This is a genomic window from Singulisphaera acidiphila DSM 18658, assembly GCF_000242455.2.
Classification (GTDB): domain Bacteria; phylum Planctomycetota; class Planctomycetia; order Isosphaerales; family Isosphaeraceae; genus Singulisphaera; species Singulisphaera acidiphila.
Genome location: NC_019892.1, coordinates 7,916,552 through 7,940,193, shown reverse-complemented (window position 1 = coordinate 7,940,193; position 23,642 = coordinate 7,916,552). Strand labels below are relative to the sequence as shown.

Below are 23,642 nucleotides of genomic sequence, written 5' to 3'. Positions count from 1 at the left end.
GTCAGCGAAGCGGGAAGTGGAAAAAAAAGATCCCCCAGGGAAAACCTGGGGGATAAAAGAAAAGACCGAGAGAATCGTCTCGGACTTTTGAACAATCGAGCGGGTGGAGAACCTCGCAACCTCAGGCTTCGTCCTCAACTTCAACTTCGACTTCAACCTCGGCAGCGTCGGGGCTGGGAGCGGCGGCGACCGCTTCACCCGTTTCGCTCGCGCTGGCCTTGCCACCCCGGGTGGCGGGGACGGCGAGATAGGTCTGGTGTTCCCAGGTTCCGGCCCAGGCCTGTCCGGCCCAGCGCTGCAGGGAGATGGCGCGGACCGTGGGACGATCTTCGTCGCGAATGACCTCGCCCCACGCTCCAGCGTAAGCGGCGCGGACCTGGGAAGAACTCTCACCCACACAGAGAAGTCGTTCGCCACCAGGAGCCAAGCAGGCAACGGCTCGCCAATCCTGAGCGCCGGTTGATTCTGACATACTCATTTTTCAAAGAATCCCCGCCCGCCACCCTCGTGCAAGGGCTGACACCGTGGTGTCGGAACCCAACGAGTCACCGGGACTTCGTACCAAGTGCGGAATCACGTTTTGGATGTCATTCAGAAACGGTAATGGCTATTCGATGGATTCGTCAGAAGGTTCGGTATCTTTTAACCAGCCCCTATAGCGAATCTTATGCCTTGAGAAATCCCCAGGCAACTCGAACCAGTCCATCGGAGTTCCCGAGGCAGGCAAGATTGAAGTCGGTGCCGCAGGCGGCGAGTTACCCAAGTGAGGAGATGCCGGAGGGGTATGTCACCAGGATCCGCGATGCAAGCCGGCGTAAAAAGAGCACAACAAAAAGGCGGGACCGATCCTCAATCTCGACACCGGATTGTACCCGGCGCCCTGTTACATGGCGAATGAATTCCGCGAAAAATCCCAAGAAGAAACGCCGCCTGCGCGCATGATTGGCACCGATTGCAAAGAAGCGGCATTTGTTGGATTTGAATCGAGTCGATTCAAAAAATGTGGGCTCCCTCGAGCGGTTTCCCTGCGTGTTTGCTCACATTTTGGGCACCTGGGGGCCGTGCGCGGCCCCCAGGTGCCCATTGGTCGCTTGCCCTGTGATCGATTCCGAACGAAGATTGGCTAAGCCACCGCAGGCGAGGAGAATCTCAACGGGCCGGCTGGTGGGATGCCATCAGCGGCTTCCGGTTTGAAGGAGCACTTTGCCATGGCGGCCGACTTGCTCGGCTTCGCGGACAGCGTCACCGATTGCGTCGATCGGGAACGACTTGCCGATCTCGGTGGCAAGCACGTCGGCACGGATGAGGTTGGCGATTTCGCGAAAGAGGCGAAGGGCGCTGGGGATGCTCCGCTCTCTCATCCAGTGGCCCAGCCAGAAGCCTTCGACGATGCGCTTGCCGGCAATCATCAACCTCGGGTCGATCTGTAATGGTTGCTGTGAGAGCGTGCCGTAAACGAGCATGCGTGCGTCCGGGGCAAGCGATTGGAAGACCCCGGTTCCGGTCTCCCCCCCCACAGGGTCGATCGCGTACTTCACCCCCTCGGATCCCACAATTTTGCGGACCTGGTCGGCGATCGGGCCGTCGGAGGACGAGATCACGGCATCCGCGCCCATCGCTTGCAGTTCAGCCATCGCTTCGCGGCGACGGACGACGTTGAGCGTCTTGAAGCCGTCGTGCCTGCCCAATTTGATCATCATCCGGCCCAGCACCGAGCCCGCTGCTGACTGAAGCAACCATTCCCCCTTCGGGACCGCGAGGACGTGTCGCGCCATCGCCAGTACCGTGGCCGGATTGACGAAGAAAGACGCGACCTGCTCGTCGGGGATGTCCTGAGCCACCGGCCTCGCCTGGCGCGCGGGGATGACCGCGTACTCAGCCCAATTGCCCCCCTTGTGGTTGATGACCGTGACCCGCTTCCCCTTGACCAGCCAACCGAGCAGGCCCGACCCGACCTTGTCCACCACCCCCACCCCCTCGAAGCCTGGGGTGGACGGCAAGCTCGGGAGCACGCCGTAGCGGCCACGAACCACGAGCAGGTCGGATGGATTGACCGGGCTGGCGATCATCCTGACCCGGACTTCGCCCGGTCCAGGCTCCGGAATCGGCACGTCCCGGACCCGAAGTACCTCGGAGGGCTCGCCGAACTGCTCAAATACGACGGCTTTCATTGGGTCAGTCTCAATCGTTCGACGGATGCAAGCGGCTCCGCAATGGCCGCACGGCGATGCGCCGTTTACGATATCCACCCTATCACATCCGGGAAACGTCCCGACGGTCAGGACTCGTTTCGTCGTCAGCCGATCGGTCGAATCCAACGATGATTTTGCCGTCGACTTTTGAGGCATCTCTTGCAAGGCTGGTCTTAGGGGATTAGGATCATTCAATAGCGACGACGTTTGTCATTTCCTCGGTGTGCGGCTTTCCCGATCGACGGAGAGGGAGTGCGACTCATGACCCGTCGGGGACATGGCTGGAACGCGTTCTTGTGCGTCCTGTTAGGAATTTCGGGGTGTGGGAAGACCGCGACTCCCACTGCGGGGCCACCACCATCGTCTCCCATGGCTCCGACCGCTTTGGTCGAGAAGGCGGCTCCCACGGACGCTCTCTGTGACGTTCCGAGCCTTTCGCGAGCGAAATTCGCAGCGACCGCTTCGCCGTCGTTTCAGTTGACTCCGGCGACCCTGACCCTTGCGCCGGGGGATCCGGGGTGGCAACTCCTTGCGCACAGGACGGGAGCCGCCAACACTCTGCTCGACGTTACGCCAGGCTTTACCTGGACGGTGGAGCCCGCCGGGGTCGTGACGGTGGATTCGGGGGGATATTTGCAGCCGGTGGGGCCGGGCCAGGCCACTGTCACCGCGAGCCTGGCAGGGGCGAAGGCCACGACGACAGTCAAGGTCGACGCAGGTTCCGACCGAGGTTGGGACTTCGGCGAGGATATCGTGCCGATCTTCACACGAGCCGGCTGCAACACGGGGGCCTGCCACGGCAAAGGGGGGGGCCAGAACGGCTTCCACCTCTCCCTCTTCGGCTATGATCCGGTGGGTGACCACCAGGCGTTGACTCGGGACGAGGCCGGGCGCAGGGTTTCCTTGCTCGCCCCTTCGCAGAGTCTCATGCTTCAGAAGGCAACCGGGCAAATACCACACGGCGGCGGACCTCGGTTCTCCGTCCAGTCGCCCGAGTATCAGACCTTGCTGAGCTGGGTGGCCGCCGGTGCGCCCATACGTCGAGGGACCACGCACGGTGCGCTCGTCCGCCTGGCCGTGGAACCGAATCATGTTCGTCTGGAAGAACCGGGTGCTCAACAGGTCCGGGTGCTCGCCTCCTACGCTGACGGGCACCAGCGCGATGTGACCCGGTTGTCCACGTTTCGAGTCAACGATGATTCGGCCGCCAGCATCGACTCCAAGGGGAAGGTGGGCCTGCCTCGCCGCGCCGAGACCGACCTGATCGTGCGTTATCAGTCGCAGGTCGTCAACATCAGGCTTGCAACGGTCATTAATCCCGACCTGAAGTTTGACTTCGCGGCTTTGCCTCGGGCGAACTTCATTGATGACGAGCTCATCCAACGCCTGGAATCGCTCAAGGTTCCTCCCAGTCCGCCTGCGAGCGACTCGGCGTTTCTGCGCCGGGTTTCCCTCGACTTGACCGGTGAGCAGCCCTCGGTGGAGCAGGTTCGCCGGTTCATTGCGGACGAAAATCCCGACAAGCGAGCCAAGCTCGTCGACCAACTCCTGGCGAGTCGCGATTTTGTGCGGTTCTGGCGGATCAAGCTTGGCGACCTGCTCCAGATCAGCACGGCCCGGCTTGGGAACGGGGCCACCCGATACCAGACCTGGATCGACGAGCGTTTGCTCGAGAACACCCCGTGGGACGTGGTCGTTCGTACGCTGCTGACTGCGACGGGGAAACCCGAGGATTTTGATGGTGGTCCCGCGAACTACGCGCTCGACGGACCCGACGCCAAGACCCAGGCCGAGCAGACCGCCCAGCGTTTCCTGGCGCTTCGGATGCGGTGTGCGCAGTGCCACGACCACCCGTTCGACGTCTGGACCCAGGACGACTACTTCGGCCTGGCCGCCTGCTTTGCGAAGGTCCAGCGGAGTGGCGGCGGGGGCGGGGGCATGATGGGCAAGACCATCGTCAAGATTAATCCCGATGGCCAAGTCGAGCACATCAGGACGAAAAAACGGGCTGAGCCTCGGCTGCTCGATCAGAAACGGGTCGAAGTGGCGAAGGACGAGGACCCTCGGAAGGTGCTTGCCGACTGGATCACCGCTCCGGACAACCCGTATTTCGCTCGCGCGATGGCCAACTGGACCTGGGCGCAGTTCTTCGGCAAGGGGATTGCCGATCCTCCGGACGATCTGAGTCGGTCGAATCCCCCGGTGCATCCTGAGCTGCTCGATGCCCTCGGCAAGCATTTCGTTGCACACAAGTTTGATCTTCGCGACCTGGTGCGCACGATCGCGACGTCTCGGGTCTACGGTTGCTCGTCCGCCACGGTCCCCGGCAATGAGCGTGATACTCGGTTGTTCTCGCATCACCTTCCCCGCCCGTTGAGTGCGCACCAGATGGCGGATGCCCTGGCCCAGGTGACCGACGTGGCCAATCGCTACCCGAACCGGGCGGCGGGGACGCGGGCGATCGACGTGACCGACCCTGCCACCGCCAGTACGATTCTCGAGACCTTTGGCCGTTGTGCCCGGACGAACGGCTGTTCGTCGGTTTCGACCCCCTTGCTCAGCTTACGGCAATCGCTCCTGATGATCGGGGGGGATGTGATCGAGGGGAAGGTCTCGCACCTCAACGGCTACTTGGCGAACCTCCTCGACCTTCAGCCCGAGCCCGAGGAGATTGTCGAGAACCTCTATCTACGGACTTTGTGTCGGCCACCGACCGCCGAGGAGTCGTCGCACTGGGTGGTCGAGCTCAAACAAGCGGCCACGTTGCGCGAGACGGCCGAGGACCTGTTCTGGGCCTTACTCGGCTCCCGTGAGTTTGCCTTCAATCATTGAGTCCGGCTCGGTGCGCCCTCTTTTCCTCAACCACCCATCTGCCCTGGGGAGCCTCGACCATGTCTCACTCCGCGAACCAAGGTCCGTGCCGCGGCCCGAGCCGACGCGACATCTTGCGAGCCGGTCTGTTCGGGGTCTCGGGGCTGGCACTTGGCGACTTGCTTCGGCTCCGCACGCTCTCTTATGGGGCGACTGCGAAGGGGACGGAGCGGGCCAGCAACTGCATCTTGATCTGGCTGGCGGGGGGGGCTTCGCATCTGGACACGTTTGATCCCAAGCCCGATGCGCCGGCGGATGTCCGAGGAGAGTTCAAGCCGATCGACACGGCTGTGCCCGGGCTCAAGATCAGCGAAGTCTTCCCGACGCTTGCCACGATGATGGACCGGGTCAGTTTGATCCGGAGCGTTACGTCACCGGAGGCCGACCACGATCGGGCTGCGCACCATCTTCTGACGGGCTATCGGCCGTCGACGTCAGTCGTCTATCCCAGTTATGGCAGCGTGGTGGCCAAGGCTCGTGAGGGGAACCAAGGGGTGTTACCGCCGTACGTGGCGGTCCCCGACGCCCCCTTGTTCTCGTCGAGCGGTTACCTGACTCCGGCCTACGACCCGTTTGCGGTCACGGGCGATCCCAATCAGCCGAGCTTTCGTGTGAGCAACCTCACTCCCCCCGACCGGGTGACGCTCGACCGGCTCCGCCGCCGTCGCTCGATGGTCAAGACGCTCGACGCCTTCGCGCATGAAGTGTCGCCGACTCCCTTGACCGCCAGCCGTGACCAGTTTGCCGACCAGGCGTACGACCTTTTGACCTCAAGCGCCGCGCAGGCCGCGTTCCGGCTCGACGCCGAACCTGAGTATGTTCGCTCCCGGTATGGCCGGACCCCCTTGGGGCAGTCCTGCCTGCTGGCCCGTCGCCTGGTTGAAGCGGGAGTCTCGTTCGTCACACTCAACGATCGGGGTATGGGACCGCTCGGCTGGGACACCCATCAGCAGAATTTCCCGACGATCAAAAACACGCTGGCACCGCCGCTCGATAAGGGGGTGTCAGCGTTGTTGCTGGACCTCGAGGAGCGCGGATTGCTCGACCGCACGCTCGTCGTTTTGATGGGGGAATTCGGCCGAACGCCGAAGATTAACGCCAACGCGGGTCGCGACCATCATGGTCGCGCCAACTGCGCCTTGCTGGCGGGGGCCGGTCTGCCTCACGGCCTCGTGTTGGGCAAGACCGACGCGGGGGGTGATGCCCCTGCCGACCAGCCCGTCACGCCGGCCGACCTCGCCGCCACCATCTACACCGCTCTTGGCATTGACCCCAACCTTCAGTTCGAGACGCCGGATGGCCGGCCGATCCGACTCGTCGATGGCGGCAATGCGCCTCGCGAATTGCTCTGAAGACGGCCGGCACCCCCCAGGGTTATTCACGACCGTGCAACTCCCCCAACCACGGTGGGGGAGTTGCGTGAAAATTTAGACATTGATTAATGTTGGCATTTTTTTGACCGTTCCGATTTCGAGGAACAGTTGTCCCTTTGGGATTGCGAAAGAATCGACAGGTCAGAACGGTAATGTGTGCGTTCTTGATTTTGTCTTAAAGAATTTGAATTGTGGGTGATTGCGCGACAAACCCAGAGCCACCCGACGGAACACCGCTGTCGAAGCAAGCTGGCACCTGGGATCGGCTGCGAGACGCGTTGTGAGGCGACCTGCGAAAGGCTGAGGGACACCAACAGGGGCCTCCGTCTTCGATAGCTCGTCGTTCAAGATACGACGGAAGATGGGCCCGAATGGGTTGGCTGGGCCGACTCCTCTCCTCCCTTTTTGTCACATCGACATCCCGCCTGTTGCCTCCGAATACTCTTCCTCGTCACGTTACCTCGACGTGATCGCACGTGCATGATTTTTTGTTGCGTATAAATAAGAAAAATTGGGTTTATTGAAAATTTTCATGATTTGTCCTGACAAAGAAAAGAATTACGTAACCGAGCCCAAGCCACGCGATTCCTTGAATTGTCAGAGCGAATGATCCGGTTGGTGGATTCCATCACGACGTTTTACTGGCCGTTCGTCAACCGGATCGAAGTGCCGCTGAAGAAATTTGTAAAAAATGCAAGTTTGTTGTCCATAACGGCACTGAGATTGCCGGGACTATCGCTCCGGCCCGTACGGCCGACTCATCTCGTTATGCACCACCGAGTCGATTGTGAAAGGGGATGATCGATGCACCACGATGTAACCTCAACCGACCTGCAAGAGATGATGAACAAGGCCTCGGCAATTCATGCCGTGGAGCCCCGCGAGGGAGAGGACTCCCAGAAGGGACGAACGGTTTCGTCACGCCGCCATTTCATGGGACGGGGGATGGCGACCACGGCCGTGGTCGCCGGGGCTGCTTTGGCAACCGGCCGTTCGGCCTCAGCCGCATTCCCGGAACTTTACTCTGGCTACAATCGAAGAGCCTTCCAGGAGATTCAGGCGGACGAAAACACGCATGTGGCCTATCTTCGGAATGCCTTGGGGCAGGCCGCTCGTCCCAAAGCCACTTTCAAGAATCTGACCGCAGCGAACGTTGACCAGTTCGTTGCGCTCTCCTTTGCCTTCGAAAACACGGGGGCTCGCGCTTACACCGGGGCAGCGCCTTTCATCAACAACCCCGTTTATCTGAGCGCGGCGGCCAGAATCGCCCTCGTCGAGGGGCGACACGCGTCCTATATCAATGCGCTCGAGAATCTTCCTCTGGTGCCGGCTGGACTGGCGTTCGAGATTCCGATGCCCCAGGAGGAAGTGGTCAACAACGTGACTCCGTTCATCGCAAGCCTCAACGGGGGAGTCGCCCCCTCGTATAACTTGTTCCGCACCGACGCCAATGACATTGCGATCCTGAACTTCGCTCTCCTGCTCGAAGATCTTGAGGCTGAATTCTATAACCTCAATGTCCAGCGATTCTTCCGTTAAGACCGGCGACGGAATTCCCGGAGTGGCTGAAGACTCAGCCACTTCGGTTTGAATGGCGGATTCATGATTTTTATTGCATATTGCGAATTGGTTTAACATATATTTTGGAAATTAAAATTGTTTGAATTGTGCGCCGTGATAAGGCAGTGTCTTCCCAGCGGGTGCAAGTCCCGCCCGGCCAACTGAATCGCTCCGGCCGGAAGCTATCGGAGCGGCGGTGGAGGTAACGAAGCCGTCGGAGCCTTCGAGACAAATGTGCCGCCTGGCGGCGCAGCGAGTCGACAGGCCGTAACGCGAGTGAATGCTGAGCAGGCCTCGAAAGGTTTAACGTGGGAGCCGACCCGCCAATACATCGGGGAAGGCCGTCGTCGCTGATGAACAGGGAAACGGGTGGAATAGGCCGTCCCATGAGCGATCTGACCCAGCGATCCCACCGGGGTAATGGCAACGGCATGTCGACAAACGGGAGACGCCTGCAACACGGGAAACCCCACTTGGCGGAGGCGCGTGACCTCCAACCGGACGCCCGCGAGGGACTGGCCGGGCCGACTGGGGTGGCGGACAGGCCCGTACTACCGTGGACGCCGGGTAACGCCGGTCGAGGGAAGGGGCCTGAGTTCAAGACCAGCGTCACAAAGAGCATGAGAGCCGGGAGATTGGCATGAGCCTCACACCTCCACCGAAGGTTCAGAAACTCCAGACGACGCTGCATGCCAAAGCGAAGGAATCGCCGGGGTATCGGTTTTATCGGTTGTACGACAAGGTGTATCGGCAGGATATCCTGGAGTTTGCCTACCTGCGTTGTCGCTCCAACGACGGCGCCCCGGGGGTGGACGGCCAGACCTTCGAGGACATTGAGGCGTACGGCCGCGACCGATGGCTCGACGAACTGACGACCGAGGTGAGGGATCGCACGTATCAACCGTCTCCAGTGCGCCGCGTCCTGATCCCTAAACCGGATGGGAAGCAAAGGCCGCTGGGGATCGCAACGATCCGGGACCGCGTGGTGCAGATGGCGGTGGTTCTGGTCTTGGAGCCGATCTTCGAGGCCGACCTGCCTCCGGAACAACACGCTTACCGGGCGGGCCGCAGTGCCCTGGACGCTGTGAGGCAGGTCCATGGGCATGTGAGCATGGGGCATAATGATGTGGTGGACGCCGATTTGTCCGGCTATTTCGACAGTATCCCGCACTCGGAGCTCCTGAAATCGCTGTCACGACGCATCAGCGACCGGCACCTCCTGGGGCTGATCAAGATGTGGCTGGTGGCCCCGGTGGAAGAGACCGACGATCGGGGTCGGACGCGCCGAACGACTCGGAACAAGGATGAGGGCCGGGGCAGCCCGCAAGGGTCTCCTCTGTCACCGTTACTCGCTAACATTTATATGCGTCGGTTCATTGTGGGCTGGAAGCTCCTCGGACACGAACAACGGCTCGACGCTCATGTCGTCAACTATGCGGATGACTGTGCGCCACGAAGGTGTGAAAGGACGACTTTCAGGAGCGTCCCGGAACGCCATGCTGCGTGAGAGATGAGGGTAGGTCCCTCGGGATCGGGTTGCAGGACCAGATTCCAAATCACCCGAAGCGGCTTGGATTAAGAGTCCTGGTCGTGAGCGTTCGGGAAAAGGCCGGTCTGAACCGGTCAGATAAGAACCGAGAAGGCGAACGCAAGTGAACCACCGATGAGGCGTCGAAAGCGTAGGGACGTCATCGAAACCAGGCTCCAGTCGTTGGCCTGGGATGCAGTCAAGGCGGGACCTGCTTACGGCCTTGATGGTGACCGGCGTAAAGGTGGCGCGAGCTCGGTTCAGGCTCTCGCGGGGAACGTGGGAACCTGTCGTCACGATGCCAAGGGAGATGCCCAAGTGGAGGCCCCACGAGGTCAAAGTCCCGATGCGTGGCACAGGGGCGGATCAACCCGTAGTAGCGTTGAAGCCTGGTAATGCGGGTGGAGCGAAGGGGTTGAATGGTTCAGCCAAGGGATGGATCAACCAGCGATGGGAGGAATTCATGCCGGAAGCGAAGTCGTGCGTCAAGGCCCACGCGAGAGGCAAAAGTCAACCAGCGATGGGAGGAACCGATGCCTGAAGCGAAGCCTTACGCGATTTCCAAACAGGTGGTCTACGAGGCCTACCTGAAGGTCAAGGCGAACCACGGGGCGGCCGGGGTGGACGGGCAGTCGATCGAGGCGTTCGAGACCGACTTGAAGGGTAACCTCTACAAGATCTGGAATCGGATGTCCTCGGGCAGCTACTTTCCACCGCCGGTGCGGCTCGTGGAGATCCCGAAAGCCGATGGGGGTTCAAGGCCGCTGGGGATTCCCACGGTCGGCGATCGCGTGGCTCAGATGGTCGTCAAGATGCATCTGGAGCCGCTGGTGGAGCCGCACTTCCATCCCGACTCCTACGGGTATCGACCCGGACGATCGGCGCTGGATGCGGTGGCCGCCGCGCGGGAGCGGTGCTGGCGGTCCGACTGGGTGATTGATCTGGATATCAAAGGTTTCTTTGACAATCTCGATCATGAACTAGTCATGAAGGCAGTCTGTCATCACGTGAACGAACCATGGGTCCTGCTGTACATCGAGCGGTGGCTGAAAGCCCCCGTTCAGAAGCAGGACGGTCGTCGAGAAGAGCGTACGAAGGGCTCGCCCCAGGGGTCGATTGTTTCGCCCTTGTTGGCCAATCTCTTCATGCACTATGCGTTCGATCTCTGGATGGCCCGGAGCTTTCCGGACATCCACTTCGCGCGTTATGCGGACGATGTGATCATTCACGCGAAGAGCCGGGCTCAAGCGGAACACGTGCTCGAAGCGGTCCGGGCACGTCTGAAGGAGTGCCGTCTTGAGCTTCACCCTGAGAAGACCAAGATCGTGTACTGCCAGGACGATGACCGGAGGGGCCAGCATGAACACATCAAGTTCGACTTCCTCGGCTACACCTTTCGGCCCCGGCGGGCCAAGAATCGATGGGGGAAGTTCTTCGTGAGCTTCATCCCAGCGATCAGCCACAAGGCCGCCAATGCGATCCGCGAGACGATCCGAGACTGGCGGCTGGCCGCCATCCGGAACAATCAGTCTCTGGAGGAGATCGCGGGGCTTGTGAATCCTTCGGTACGAGGGTGGGTGAACTACTACGGTCGGTTTTACCGGTCGGCGCTCACTCCGGTTCTCCGACACCTGGAGCGTGTCTTGGTCAAATGGGCGCAGCGGAAATACAAACGGTTGAGGCGTCACTCCATCAACGCAGCCCACTGGCTGGGTCAAGTGGCGCGACGCGATCCGAATCTGCTGGTTCTCTGGCAGATCGGGATTCGACCAGCGACTGGATCATAAGAGCCGGATGAGGCGAGAGCCTCCCGTCCGGATCCGAGAGGGCCTGGGGGTGCAATTCCCCCGGGCTACTCGACTTGTGATCTGCTGTCGTGGCACCGCTGCCGAAGCGATGGCCACGATGCGGAGCATGATGTTGAAGCTGCGGCTGACGGTGAACGAGACGAAGACGCGGTTGTGCCGTGTCCCTGAGGAAACGTTCGACTTCCTGGGGTATACGATCGGGCGATGCTGGTCGCCGAAGACGGGCCAGTCCTACATCGGGACGCGTCCCTCGGCGAAGAAGATCGACCGCCTGAAACGGGAGATCAGCGACCAGACGAGCCGGAGATGGTTCTGGACGGACGTCGAAGACCGAGTGGCCCGACTGAACCGGATGCTTTTGGGTTGGTCGAACTATTTCTGTCTCGGCCCGGTCAGTCCCGCGTATCGAGCCGTGGACCGCCACGCGCGGGATCGGCTCCGCCAGTGGCTTCGGCGGAAGCACAAGCTGAAGAGTCGGGGGACGTCACGGTTCCCCGATCAGTACCTGCACGACGTGCTGGGCCTGGTCCGCTTGAGCGAGCGACCCCGAAGCTTTCCGTGGGCGAAAGCGTGAGTTCTTGTCCGAGAGCCGGATGCCAGAAAATGGCCCGTCCGGTTCGATGAGCGGGGGAGTGGAAACAGAGCGTCAGCCACCGCGCCACCCCTCGACTCTACTGATGGTTTGCGTTAATTGGCATGTTTGAATTTTTGATTTGAAAGTTTAGAAGAATGACATGTATAAAATAAATATTTTTGTATTGTGATTGATTCGGAGCCCTGTTTCAAGGGGCGAACTGCCTGCCGATATGCGTGAGCCGCCGGAACGAGTTTTGACCGTTTTTAACGATCGACCGAGAGGATCCTCGTTCTGAAGCGACCTTGCTTGGCGAGCCATTTTGCGGTTTTCAGGCATTGGTTCATGAGGAAATTTTCGTATGCTGTCATCAAACGTGTCCAGGAGATTCATTCGATGAGTTCATCGATGTTGAAATTACCCTTGATCTTTGCACTCGGACTTCTTCTTGCTTTTTCCGCCAAGTTCGGCCGCGCTCAAGACAATACGTCGAAGCCAGGCGGCTCCCGTGAGCCAATTCGTTTTGAACGGCAAGCTCTGGTTTTCTACTCCGAGATTCAGAAAGACCTGGGCTTGACCCAAAAGCAAGAGGTTCAAATCAAGCGTCTGGCCTCGACGTTGACGCAGAGGAAAGGCGAATTGCTGTTCGAGGAGAGTGGAGAAGGGACTGATCTCGAAGCCACGAAGACAACGATGAACGGTCTCCCACGCCTGTGGGATTCCCAGGTCTCGAAAACCCTGACCAAGCGCCAGGAGGATCGGTTAGCCCAACTCGAATTGCAACGGATCGGAACATTGGCCCTTGTCAGGAAGGACATTGCGACCAAGCTGAAGCTCACTCCCACCCAAAACAAGAAGATCAAGGCGATCCTTGACGAGGCGCGAGAGGAGATCGTCCGCTCGATGCCGAGTGCTCCAACCGCTCCGGTCCTGGGCCAAGGCCAATCGATCGAGACGGTTCCGTCCGGCAAGATCGGTCGCGGGAGCCGGACGCGCTCAGCAGAGGGAAAGGGGGCACCCGGAGGAGGTGCAGTGGGGAGTAATGCCAGCGCGGTCGATGGGCTCTTTCCCGTCGAAGACGAATTCTTCGGAGAGGGCGTCGTGAGCGATTCCCCACTGGGGAATTTTTTCTTTCCCTCGGCTGCGGGAGAGCTCGCGAGTGGAAAAGCGACGCCTGCCGGTGAGAAGCCGGCAACCGGTCTTCCGGAACTCGACACCCCGGAAATTCGCGCTCAACTCTCGAAAATGCGTGACGTACAAATGAAACGTCGTGAAGGCGTCAAGAAGGTTCGCGAGGGCGCATCCCAAAAGATCGACGCGATTCTCACGAAGGAACAAAAGAACGCGTGGGAGAAGATGCTTGGCAAGCCTTTTGATTTCTCGAAGATCCGATTCCAAGGTGGGGGCTGACGCTGCCTCGTCGCGTTGGTCTTTCATTCTCGAGGCCGTTCAGGCAACGGCCTTCCGGGACAAGTCTCGATCGTTCGACGGCTTGCTGGTCGACTCCTGGGCCGCAATCGGGGAGCTCTTCTCAAGCCATACTGGGCGGACAGCCTCATCACCGTCTCGAAATCGGATCCCAAAGAACACCGCCAAACGTCTCCCCCATTTTCCTCCAGTGGATCGGCAATGCGACCCGCCCTGAGCACCAGGGGAGGGGAGACGTAGCAATTTCATTCCGATTCTCAACCCTCGGAGGCCAGGATCAGAGTCGTTTCACCAACCAGGCGATGACGGTGACGAATCCGATGAACACCAGGCCGAGGGCGAGCAAGAGGACTCCCGCGAGCCCGACGAGGAACAGGATGGAGGACTTCGATGAGACCGCCTCGTTCCGCTGCCTCTGCTCGGCAACTTGCTGAAGCAGTTTGATATTGCGCGTGTTGGCTTTGAAGGCGACGTCGAAGAGATCGCCGAGTAATGGGATCGACCCCAGCGTCGTGTCAAGCAACACGTTCGCGGCCATGCGGGCCGCGACCGGCTTGGGAACGTGATAGCGCTTGAGGGCGACCAGCACAAGACCCACCTGAACGATCCCGGTGAGAAAATCCCCACCCACGGGGAGCAGTCCCAGGAGGGCATCGAGTCCCACCCGAATCTTTGTTCCGGGGATCTGGAAGGCCCGATCCATCAGCCAGGCGAGCTGCTCGAGCCCTTCCATGCCTGGTGGTTGTGAGCGTTTGGGCTCAATCGTCGGTTTGAGCGATGGCAGGGTCGTTCTCCCTTCTTTTTTTTGCGTTCTGTCAGTGAAGAACCAAACGGTCGGGCGAAGGATTCGCCCGACCGCGACCAAGGTCCAAGCACGATGTAGGGAAGGAAACGCGTCCCGACTCACGGGGTTATGGGATCGAGCGCGTTTGGCTACCAAAAAAGCCCATCGCGAGTAAGATAATGGCGCCGATGATTGAGAAGATCCACCCCGCCGGTTGGTAAGGCGACGTGCCAAGCTTGAGCACGTACGCCAGACCACCGCCGAGCAGCGACCCGGTAACGCCGAGCATCAGGGTTCCAAGTGTCCCCATGGCGTCTTGGCCCGGATGAAGGAGTCGGGCGATCCCCCCTGCAATCAATCCAAAAACGATCCAGCCAAGCAGGCTCATCATGGTGAACTCCTCGGGTTAGGCGTCGGTGGTCGATTCGTCATAGTCTGCCGTCTCCAAGACGGTCTTCATGAGGACATTTATGCAGACGCCATGCCAATACTCCATGATTGGCCCGGAGAGCGGTTGCGACTCGTGAGGATTCCTGCTCTGATCGAGGCGTGAAATCGTTGCCTGTCGAAAATCGGTCGGCTTCATCATTTATAGGCTTTTTGACTCGAGTCGTACGCCATGGCCAGCGCCCGGAATCAATCGATCTCTTTCGCCGATATCGTGGAGACCACCGACGCCGCGACCCTCGAAGTGCAGTCGAAAGCCGAGGGGCCGGCGGGGGCACTCCCTCTGACCGACGAGATGCTTCGCCATTGGCCCTCCGGCGATCTGTTTGGGCTCAGTCAGAACGCAGGGATGGGTTGGAGCGCCAGTGAGGTGGATCGCGACCCGTTCCTGATCCTGAGCACTCAAGGGGGTCTGCGGGCTCCGGACGGAACGCCGATCGCTCTGGGGTATCACACGGGACACTGGGAGATCGGCCTGCTCGTTCAGGAGGCGGCCGAGGAGCTAACCCTGCTTGGCAAGGCGCCGTTCGCCGGGATGGTCTCCGACCCCTGTGACGGCCGGACCCAGGGGACTCCTGGGATGATGGATAGCCTTCCCTATCGCAATGACGCGGCGATCGTCTTCCGTCGCTTGATTCGATCGCTGCCGAGGCGGAAGGGGGTTCTCGGGATTGCGACCTGTGACAAGGGCCTCCCCGCAATGCTCCTGGCCCTGGCGGGAACCGGCCACCTGCCCGGCGTCTTGGTGCCGGGCGGGGTGACGCTCCCCCCTCGTGAAGGGGAGGACGCCGGCAAGGTCCAATCGATCGGCGCTCGCTACTCGCACGGCGAACTGACCTTGATGGAAGCCGCCGAACTCGGCTGCCGCGCGTGCGCCAGCCCGGGGGGAGGCTGCCAGTTCTTGGGCACGGCCGCCACGGCGCAGGTGGTGGCCGAAGCGCTCGGTCTTGCCTTGCCGCACTCGGCCCTCTCCCCCTCGGGTCAGCCAATCTGGCGCGACATGGCCCGGCGGTCGGCCAAAGCGCTGGTGGCGTTGGCGGCGCGTGGAACGACCACACGCGACATTCTCACCGAGGCGTCGATCCGCAACGCGATGACCGTTCATGCCGCGTTCGGCGGCTCGACCAACCTCTTGCTCCATATCCCGGCGATCGCCTTTGCCGCCGGCCTGCCTCGCCCGACGGTTGAGGACTGGCATGCGATCAACGTCAAGGTCCCACGGCTCGTCAGCGTCCTGCCCAACGGGCCCCATTATCACCCGACGGTTCGTGCCTTTTTGGCCGGAGGCGTCCCCGAGGTCATGCTCCATTTGAGGGCTTTGGGCCTGCTCGACGAGACTGCGATGACGGTGACGGGCGAGCCGCTTGGCCGTGTCCTCGACTGGTGGCAAGCGAGCGAGCGCCGGACCCGGCTTCGTGAGCAGCTCGTCGCGATGGATGGCGTTGACCCCGAGGACGTGATCATGGACCGGGCGCGGGCCCACCAGTACGGTCTCACCAGCACCGTCACCTTCCCGAGGGGCAATCTCGCACCCGAAGGGTCGGTCATCAAGAGTACCGCGATCGACCCGACGGTGGTCGACCCCGACGGTGTTTACCGCAAGACGGGGCCGGCGCGCGTCTTTACCCGCGAGCACGACGCGATTGCCGCCATCAAGGGGCAGGGGGCGCACCCCTTGAAGGCGGGCGACGTCCTTGTCCTGATCGGGCGTGGCCCGATGGGGGCCGGTATGGAAGAGATCTATCAGATCACGTCGGCACTCAAGCACCTCTCCTTCGGTAAGGAGATTGCTGTGTTGACCGATGCCCGGTTCTCGGGGGTCTCGACGGGCGCTTGCATCGGCCACATCGGTCCCGAGGCGCTGGCCGGCGGACCGATCGGCCGGGTCCGCGACGGCGACCTGATCCGGATCGTCGTCGATCGGATTCGCCTGGAAGGTACGGTCGACCTGGTGGGCGCAGATGGGGTTGAGTTCGATTGCCTGGAAGGAAGTCGGATCCTCGCCGAGCGCTCTCCTCATCCGAACCTCTCGCCCGATCCCGACCTCCCCGACGACACACGCCTCTGGGCCGCCTTGCAGGCCGTTGGCGGAGGAACATGGGGCGGCTGCGTCTACGATCCGGACGCAATCATCGCGGCCCTTCAAGCAGGGTCGTCGAACCGGCCGAATCCGGCTCTTGTTGAGAAGACCCCCTGAAACTTGCGGCCCCGCGCTCCCGGGTCATCATGATCGCGGCGTTGCGGGGGATCCCTCTGCACTTTGAGGTTCGGGTTGGCGTTGTTCTGGATTTACATCCTGGAGAGGCGATGTGGTCCGTAATCCAAGAGGTTTGTGATCTTGTCGTCGTTCATGTCAAAGGTGACCTGTGTCTTTGGGCGTTTTGTCGATGGCCTCGGCCCCACCGACCGGCAGAATCCGCCAGCCGACACCGTGAACCTCGCATTGCAGACGACGCGCGCGGCAGGCCTCTTGGACCGCTTGACGAACGCTTCCCCAATTCCAGTCATCGCCGATGATCCGAGCCTGGGGGAAGAGATCAAGTGCACACGCGAGGTCGGCACGCACTGCTTCGTATGAGTGGTCGGCGTCGATGAAGATGACGTCGGGCCGAAGGCCGGCGTCGGCGACTTCGCGGAGTCCCTCGAGCGACGAGCGGCGAACCGGGACGACCCGGTCGCGGAAGAGCCAGCACTCGGCGAGGAAGGTCTCGTAGAGCCGAGGGAGAAAGGCAACGACTTCGGGGTCGTTCGCCATTTCCGGGCTTCCGCGCCAGTGATCGATGGCAATGACGAGCGCGGTCGGGGCGTGGTCGGCGAGAAAGCGGGTCGAACGACCGGTGAACGAGCCGACTTCAACGATGACCCGGGCGTCCTGGGGGATCGTCTCCTCGAATACCGCCTGGGTCGAGGGAAACAACCAGTTGCGGATTGGCGGCGGCGGCACCTTGGGCTTCTCGCTGGGCCAGGGGTGGCGGGCGAGGAACTCGAGCACGGCCGGCTTGGCGTCGGCGGTCGCCACGGGCGGATCGCCGACGCCACCGTCTTTAAAGTTCAGGGTGAACGAGGCGAACCGAGGCCGGTCGAGCCCGGCGTCCTCCCAACCGTACCGGTAGGTCCCGATGTGCCAGAGCCGGATCGACGTGTCGGCGTAAATCTTGAACCCGCAATCGCGCGCCCGGTGGCAGAACGCGTAGTCCTCCGCCAAATACCACGAACCTTCGTCATGAGGCCGGATCATCGGCAGGAAGAACGGGATCATTGGTTTGCCGAACTGCTCGTTCGTGGTCGGAAGGTCCAGCTCCCGTTGAACTGACAGATAGACTTCCCGGCGGATGAGGAGGAACCCCGTGGCCGCGTAGAGCAGTTCGACGACGTTACCATCCTTACCGAAGACCGTCGACGGCGTGCCCGGCATCATGTGACAGGCGAGGGAATGTTTCCCTTTCTGGGGATAGATACCGCAGACGATCGGGAGGTGATGTTGCCGAAGTTTCTCCACGTCATCCGGGTGGAAGGCGATGTCGGAGTCGATCCAGAGGGTCTCCTCGAAGCCTTCGAGCAGCGCATCGGTGGCGAGTAGATTCCGTGCCTGGTCGATCTGCGAAAAGCCGCCGACGCGACGCACCTGATAGCCACGTCGTTCCAGTTCCTTGAGCGCCTGCTCGCAGTCCGATTGGATGAAGCTGGAGAAGGGAACGAGGACGACGCACCGCCGCGGATCGAGAGGGTTCGGGTACGGATGGGGCGGAGGCCCAGGGTCCGGATGGACCCTTACGGCCGGATTCTTCCCTGTGACCACGACCTGGTCGGACCACGGGAATCCGCAGAATGAGAGCACGTCGAGGACACCGTCCGCGGTCGTGAGTCGCTCGGTGTCGACGACGCGGAATTGCTCCGGAAAGCGACGGCTCCACTCGTCCGCAATCGCATAGTATTCGGCCCAATATCGGCGGATGCCAGACTCGCGGTCGACCACGTCGTACTTGGGGAACGTCTTTGACCAGAGGAGGTGGTGCTCGAACGGGGGCTGGGGGTGCTCGGCCCAATGGTCGACCGGAGTGCGCGGGGCCTGGTTCAATGCGGCCAGGAAGCCCGCGACGACCTCGTCGGCGGGTCGCTTCAGGCAGACCATGCGGATCGTTGGGTCGAAGGCGACGGCCTGCTCGACGTAGGGCAAGTAGAACGATGCCACGTCGCCGACGAAACGCTCCCTCGTCGTTGCGAGCAGTCTCGTGAGCCGGTCGCGGATTCCAGGGACGCCCTCGACACGGTTCCACGGCAAAAGCGGTGGCTGCTGGCAATTGACGCGGGTATACGGTTGCCGACCGAGGATGTCAGAGAAGAGTTCGAGACCACATTGGCCGGCGCCAAGTCCTAAGATCAATTGTCGGGCCATGATCGAATTCGATAACTGTTGACTTGGTTTCAGGAAATAGGGATGGATCCGATCGGTCTTGTCACGGATCGTGATGTCGCAGTGAGGACTTTAGTGGTGCTACGGACCTGGAGTGCGAACGGCTCCAAGAGTACGAGTTGAGAAGTGCGGTCGCAAGGGACGCGTCTTCGTTTCATGACTTAAAAGAGGCGTGGCCCCTTGCCCTTGTGAAACGCTCAAGGTAAGCCATAGCTGCTTGGTTGCATGCGAGAAAATTGCAATGTGTGAAATTCGTGGCAAGTTTGAAGCTTGCGCGGTTTCTTTGGTTTAATGAGAATGGGGATTTTAAAGGGGCTCGAGTTATTTGCGTGACATGGTTCGTTGGGTTGCAGGATAATTCGGTCGTGCCGACGTCACGGTTTGCTATGGCTGGGCGTTCATTCTTGCGCCTTCTTCTGCTCGCGAGCCGGTATGTCGGTTGTCGATGTTGACGCCGGAGGTCTGTCGGAGTTCGCGGTTGGAGAGAGAGTGGTTGACCCCTCAAGAGTCGAATTTTTTTACGAGATTCATTTATGCTTTCTTTTTATGACTGGCGTAACAACCCCTCCGAATGGAAAAGTTTGAAGCGGGAACGACCGCGTCGCGTTTTGGGGCATGGCGCGATGTTCGAGACTCTCGAGCGTCGCTGCCTGCTATCGTTCCTTGATATCACGGCTTCCAGCACCTCCGCGGCCGGCCCGCTGACTTATGTCGAGTCCACGGGCGGGGGGGCGACCAATGAATTGTCGATCGTTTCCACCGGCGTGAACGGCAACTATACGGTGGTTGATCAATTCCAGACGATCAGCCTGTCGGAGTCGGCGATATCGCTTGGATGGACCGGCGATGGCACCAATTCGGTGACCGGCCCTGTGTCCTCGGTCACCAGGCTGGCAATATCCTCGAGCAATGCACAAGTCAACAACCTGACGATCGGATCGATCGACGCGCCCACGGTGGTGACCGGGTTTGATGCGGTCAACGCCGGCACTTCACCGACGGGTGGCCCCTCGACTCTCCAAGGGATCCGGCAGCCGTTGACCATCGGCGTCCAGTTGGGGCAGACGACTCCGACGTCGTTGACGCTCGACGATTCAGGCGGCACTGTGGGGCGGAATTGGACGATCGCTCCCGCCTCGGTCTCGGGTGCGTCGCCCTCGCCGATTAATTGGACTTCGGGGCAAGTCGGCCAGTTGAACATCAGAGGCGGGAGCGGGGGCGACTCCTTCACTGTCAACGACACAAGTGCGGCGACGCGCATCAATCCGGGGGCCGGATCCGATTCGCTCGCGATTCTTGGGACGACGAACGCGTTGGTGATTGACGAGAGTGGGGCGTCCCCCACTGCACCGATCGACTCGGTTCGGGTCGCGCTCGGACCGGCGATCGGCGGAGCACTCAGTTTTCTGGGCAGTTCGCGGAATACGAATCTGATCCTTGATGGGACGAACTCGACCGCCGATGCTCGCGCAACGCTCGCTCAGGGTGGGATTTCCGGGCTGACGCAGCAGCCGATCCTGTTCGGAACGACGAGTCTCTCGCAGATCAGCTACCTCGGTGGTTCCGGGGCCGATACGCTGACTGTCGACTTCTCGGGCGGTAACCCGATTCCATCGGTTTCAGGGATCCTCTACAATGGCAACGCTGGTTTCAATACGTTGGTGCTGATGGGTGGGTCGTTTACCGACGAAATGTACGGGGCGACCAACTCAACCGATGGATTCATTTCACTGGATGATTCACGTATTGGGACGCATTCGTCTATTCAATTTTTGAATTTAAGCCCGATCATCGACACGGTTCCCGCGACCAATTTTACCTTTGTCTCGCCGAGTAGCGCGGTTGTGTTCAACGTCATTGACGGACCGATCTCGCAGGGATTTCAGACGACCGAAATCAATAGTGGTGACACCCCGGTCGGTTTCGAGCGGATCGACTTCGCCAACAAGACGAATGTCCAACTCGACCTGACTCGCGACGGTTCCCCGAGCGGTGCTGGTGAGCGGATTACCCTGAACACGACCAAGGCGGCGGTTGGGCTGGCCTCGCTGACGATTCTGTCGAGTGAAAGCGCGGACCAGATCAATATCTTGGCCACCGCTCCCGGGGTATCAACCTCCATCAACTCGGGAGGGAACAATGACCAATTCACTGTTCTCCCCTCGGGCCTTGGAGCAGGGGGGAGCCTTTTCCTCAACGGGGGAACTGGGACTGATACCCTGAACATCGATGCGGGGGGCGGAACCGTGAATTTTACGGGGACGACCGTCAACATCGGGGCGTTCCCCACGATCAATCTGGCTAACATCGAACAGGTGAACATCACCAACGCGGCCAATCCTCCATTGTCCGCGATTCCGACCACGATCAGCGGCTTCGCGGGCTACCCGTTGTCGAACACCGTCGTTGGACAGTTCTCCGACGCCGATGTCAACGAACCGGCCAGTCAGTTCACCGCGACGATCAACTGGGGCGATGGCACGTCCACCCAAGGCGTCGTGAGCCAAGCTGGGGGGGCTGGAACTCCGTTTGATGTGATTGGCACGCACACGTTCGCCAACCCGGGAAGCTACCCTGTCAGCATTCTCGTCGTCGATCAGCCTTACACGTCGATCACGACCATCGGAGGCGTGACGTTTGCCGTGTCGGACGTGGGGGGCGGTTCGACCACGATCGCGAGCCGCGCCGAGATTGCTTCCCCTGACATCGTCGTGACTCCGCTGCCGATCACGGTGACCGAGGACTATACGTTTACAAAGTCGGTTGCTTTGATCACACCCAGCTCTGGGTACTTTACCTCGGAATCGGGCTTCACTGCGGTCATCGACTGGGGTGATGGCACCGCGCCTTCGGCGGGAACGATCGTTCCCGAGGGGGAGGGGAGCTTCCTGGTCAATGGCTCGCACCTCTATCTCAGGGAGACGGCCCCGGGGCTTCCCTACATCGTGACGGTGATGATTCGGGATCCCCAAGGTGTCTTGACGACGGTCAAGACCACTGCCACGGTCCTCAGCAATGACATTGTCACGACGGATGCCGACAGTGGCCCGGGCTCGCTTCGGGCAGTGATCGAAGACGTCAATGCCGATCAGATCCCGACGACGATTATCTTCAGGATCCCGGGTGCGGGGCCGCATCGGATCACCTTGCTCAGCCCCTTGCCCGTGATTGCGTACTCGGTCTTCATTGACGGGTCGAGCCAGCCGGGGTTCCAAGGGGAACCGCTCATCGAGATCGATGGGAGCCGGGCCGGTGCAGGCGCCAACGGATTGACGCTCGCCGGTGGGAACTCCACTGTACAGTCGTTGGTTATCAACGGGTTCGCCGGGATCGGTTTGTTGCTGGAGGGGATCGGAGGCAATCGGGTTGTGGGCAATCGGATCGGTACCGATCTCTCCGGCACTCAGGCGGTCGGAAACGGGAACGGGATCCAGATCCAGAATATCGACCTCAACACAATCGGTGGTCTCACCCCGGCGGAACGCAACATTATTTCGGGCAACCGCAACATCGGGATTAACCTGGTCGGCAGCAGTACGATGTTCAACCGCGTGTGGGGCAACTACATCGGCACCGACGTCACGGGGACCGCGTCCGTGCCGAACTTCCAGGGCGTTGTCATCCTGGGCGCAGCGCGGAACCTGATTGGCGGCGATGCTCCCGGAATGGGCAACCTCATCTCGGGGAATGCGTCAGTTGGCATTCAGATCTTCAATGATGCCACGGTCTTCAACGGCCAACCGATGTTCAACCCTCCAGGGATTGCGTCGGGCAATGTGATTCAAGGGAACTTCATCGGCACGAATGCCCAAGGGACAGACCGGCTTGGCAATGCGCAAGGGATCTTCATCAACGACGCATCGGGCAACCTGATCGGGGGAAGCACGCCCGGGGCCGGCAATGTCGTGGCCGGGAATCGCTCGATCGGGGTTCAGATCCTGGGTGACAATGCCACGAGCAACGCGCTTCTCGGTAATTTCATCGGGACTAATCGCGCGGGGGCCCGTGGTCTGGGCAACACCTTCGGCGTTTTCCTGTACTCGGGTCCCGGGAACTTCATGGCCCCGTCGTCCTCGCCCAACGGCAACGACATTCGGTTTAACACCTTGGGAGGGGTGCAGGTTCGCGAGTTGTCGGAAGGCCCGCAGGTTGAGCGGGTCGGCCTTCTCTCGAACCCGTCGGCAGGAACGATCACGGCGATCGGACTGACCTTCACGACCTATCTCGACTCGCAACGGGCTTTGAATCCGGCGAACTACATCGTCACAGCCATCAGGCGGAACTCGCGACCCGGGGCTCGGATCCCGGTTGCGAGTGTGCTTTATGACGACATCTACCGAATCGTCACGCTGACCTTCGCATCGCCGCTTCCAAGGAATACCGCCTTCCGTCTCCGCGTGATCGGAACCGCTCCCGGTGGTCTGACCGACCGGGCGGGTAACTTCCTGGACGGGAATAATGGTGAGGCGAGGGTAAGAACGGGATCCGACTATCAGACGACCTTCGTCCAAGGTGTCCAGGTTCAAACGGCAGCATCCGTCGCGTCGTCTCCGGCACGAGGCGGTAGGAGACTGCTTCAACGCCGAGCGAGAAAAGGCTAAGCTTCGCCTTTCCTGACTTGATGGGGGTGGGTATTCCAGTTAGGCCACCGGGCCGGCCGTTG

14 protein-coding genes are annotated in these 23,642 nt (G+C 60.8%); 9 read left to right on the top strand and 5 right to left on the bottom strand.

Features of this window, described 5'->3' with window-relative positions; genetic code table 11:
• Window positions 1-121: 121 nt before the first annotated feature.
• Both SINAC_RS30950 and SINAC_RS30945 read right to left on the bottom strand, forming a co-directional pair.
• A complete protein-coding gene (locus tag SINAC_RS30950; RefSeq protein WP_015249486.1) occupies window positions 122-478 on the bottom strand; it encodes a hypothetical protein in 357 nt (118 codons plus the stop codon).
• A gap of 697 nt (window positions 479-1,175) precedes the next feature.
• Window positions 1,176-2,171 carry a zinc-dependent alcohol dehydrogenase family protein gene (locus SINAC_RS30945; RefSeq protein WP_015249485.1) on the bottom strand — a complete coding sequence of 332 codons (996 nt, stop codon included), beginning with the start codon at window positions 2,169-2,171 and terminating at the stop codon, window positions 1,176-1,178.
• Between the two features lie 282 nt (window positions 2,172-2,453).
• On the opposite strand from SINAC_RS30945, the gene SINAC_RS30940 reads away from it, so the two are divergent.
• From SINAC_RS30940 to SINAC_RS30900, 7 genes are all read left to right on the top strand, one after another.
• Window positions 2,454-5,024: a DUF1549 and DUF1553 domain-containing protein gene (locus tag SINAC_RS30940; RefSeq protein ID WP_015249484.1), complete on the top strand. Its 2,571-nt coding sequence runs from the start codon at window positions 2,454-2,456 to the stop codon at window positions 5,022-5,024.
• A 59-nt stretch (window positions 5,025-5,083) separates the two neighbouring features.
• The gene (locus SINAC_RS30935) at window positions 5,084-6,415 is read left to right on the top strand and encodes a DUF1501 domain-containing protein (RefSeq protein ID WP_015249483.1); all 1,332 of its coding nucleotides are present in this window, start codon (window positions 5,084-5,086) and stop codon (window positions 6,413-6,415) included.
• 825 nt (window positions 6,416-7,240) lie between these two features.
• On the top strand, window positions 7,241-7,975 hold the full coding sequence (locus tag SINAC_RS30930) for a ferritin-like domain-containing protein (RefSeq protein WP_015249482.1): 735 nt from the start codon (window positions 7,241-7,243) through the stop codon (window positions 7,973-7,975).
• A gap of 661 nt (window positions 7,976-8,636) precedes the next feature.
• Window positions 8,637-9,503 (top strand): reverse transcriptase domain-containing protein, encoded by an 867-nt coding sequence (locus tag SINAC_RS30920; RefSeq protein WP_052334752.1) that lies wholly within the window; start codon window positions 8,637-8,639, stop codon window positions 9,501-9,503.
• 554 nt (window positions 9,504-10,057) lie between these two features.
• Window positions 10,058-11,311, top strand: a complete 1,254-nt coding sequence (ltrA, locus tag SINAC_RS30910; protein ID WP_015246860.1) for a group II intron reverse transcriptase/maturase — start codon at window positions 10,058-10,060, stop codon at window positions 11,309-11,311.
• 127 nt (window positions 11,312-11,438) lie between these two features.
• Window positions 11,439-11,906, top strand: a complete 468-nt coding sequence (locus SINAC_RS30905; protein ID WP_157579415.1) for a group II intron maturase-specific domain-containing protein — start codon at window positions 11,439-11,441, stop codon at window positions 11,904-11,906.
• Between the two features lie 396 nt (window positions 11,907-12,302).
• Window positions 12,303-13,316, top strand: a complete 1,014-nt coding sequence (locus SINAC_RS30900; protein WP_015249481.1) for a hypothetical protein — start codon at window positions 12,303-12,305, stop codon at window positions 13,314-13,316.
• Between the two features lie 295 nt (window positions 13,317-13,611).
• Here SINAC_RS30900 and SINAC_RS30895 read toward each other — a convergent pair whose 3' ends face one another.
• Both SINAC_RS30895 and SINAC_RS30890 read right to left on the bottom strand, forming a co-directional pair.
• Window positions 13,612-14,067 (bottom strand): DUF4112 domain-containing protein, encoded by a 456-nt coding sequence (locus tag SINAC_RS30895; RefSeq protein WP_020466348.1) that lies wholly within the window; start codon window positions 14,065-14,067, stop codon window positions 13,612-13,614.
• 178 nt (window positions 14,068-14,245) lie between these two features.
• On the bottom strand, window positions 14,246-14,509 hold the full coding sequence (locus tag SINAC_RS30890) for a GlsB/YeaQ/YmgE family stress response membrane protein (protein WP_015249479.1): 264 nt from the start codon (window positions 14,507-14,509) through the stop codon (window positions 14,246-14,248).
• 228 nt (window positions 14,510-14,737) lie between these two features.
• On the opposite strand from SINAC_RS30890, the gene SINAC_RS30880 reads away from it, so the two are divergent.
• Complete coding sequence (locus SINAC_RS30880; RefSeq protein ID WP_015249478.1) at window positions 14,738-16,762, top strand: YjhG/YagF family D-xylonate dehydratase; 2,025 nt, start codon at window positions 14,738-14,740, stop codon at window positions 16,760-16,762.
• 156 nt (window positions 16,763-16,918) lie between these two features.
• On the opposite strand, the gene SINAC_RS30875 is transcribed toward SINAC_RS30880, so the two are convergent.
• A complete protein-coding gene (locus SINAC_RS30875) occupies window positions 16,919-18,961 on the bottom strand; it encodes a class I SAM-dependent methyltransferase (protein ID WP_015249477.1) in 2,043 nt (680 codons plus the stop codon).
• Window positions 18,962-19,512: 551 nt separating this feature from the next.
• On the opposite strand from SINAC_RS30875, the gene SINAC_RS30870 reads away from it, so the two are divergent.
• Window positions 19,513-23,580 carry a beta strand repeat-containing protein gene (locus SINAC_RS30870; protein ID WP_015249476.1) on the top strand — a complete coding sequence of 1,356 codons (4,068 nt, stop codon included), beginning with the start codon at window positions 19,513-19,515 and terminating at the stop codon, window positions 23,578-23,580.
• The last annotated feature ends 62 nt before the right edge of the window (window positions 23,581-23,642 follow it).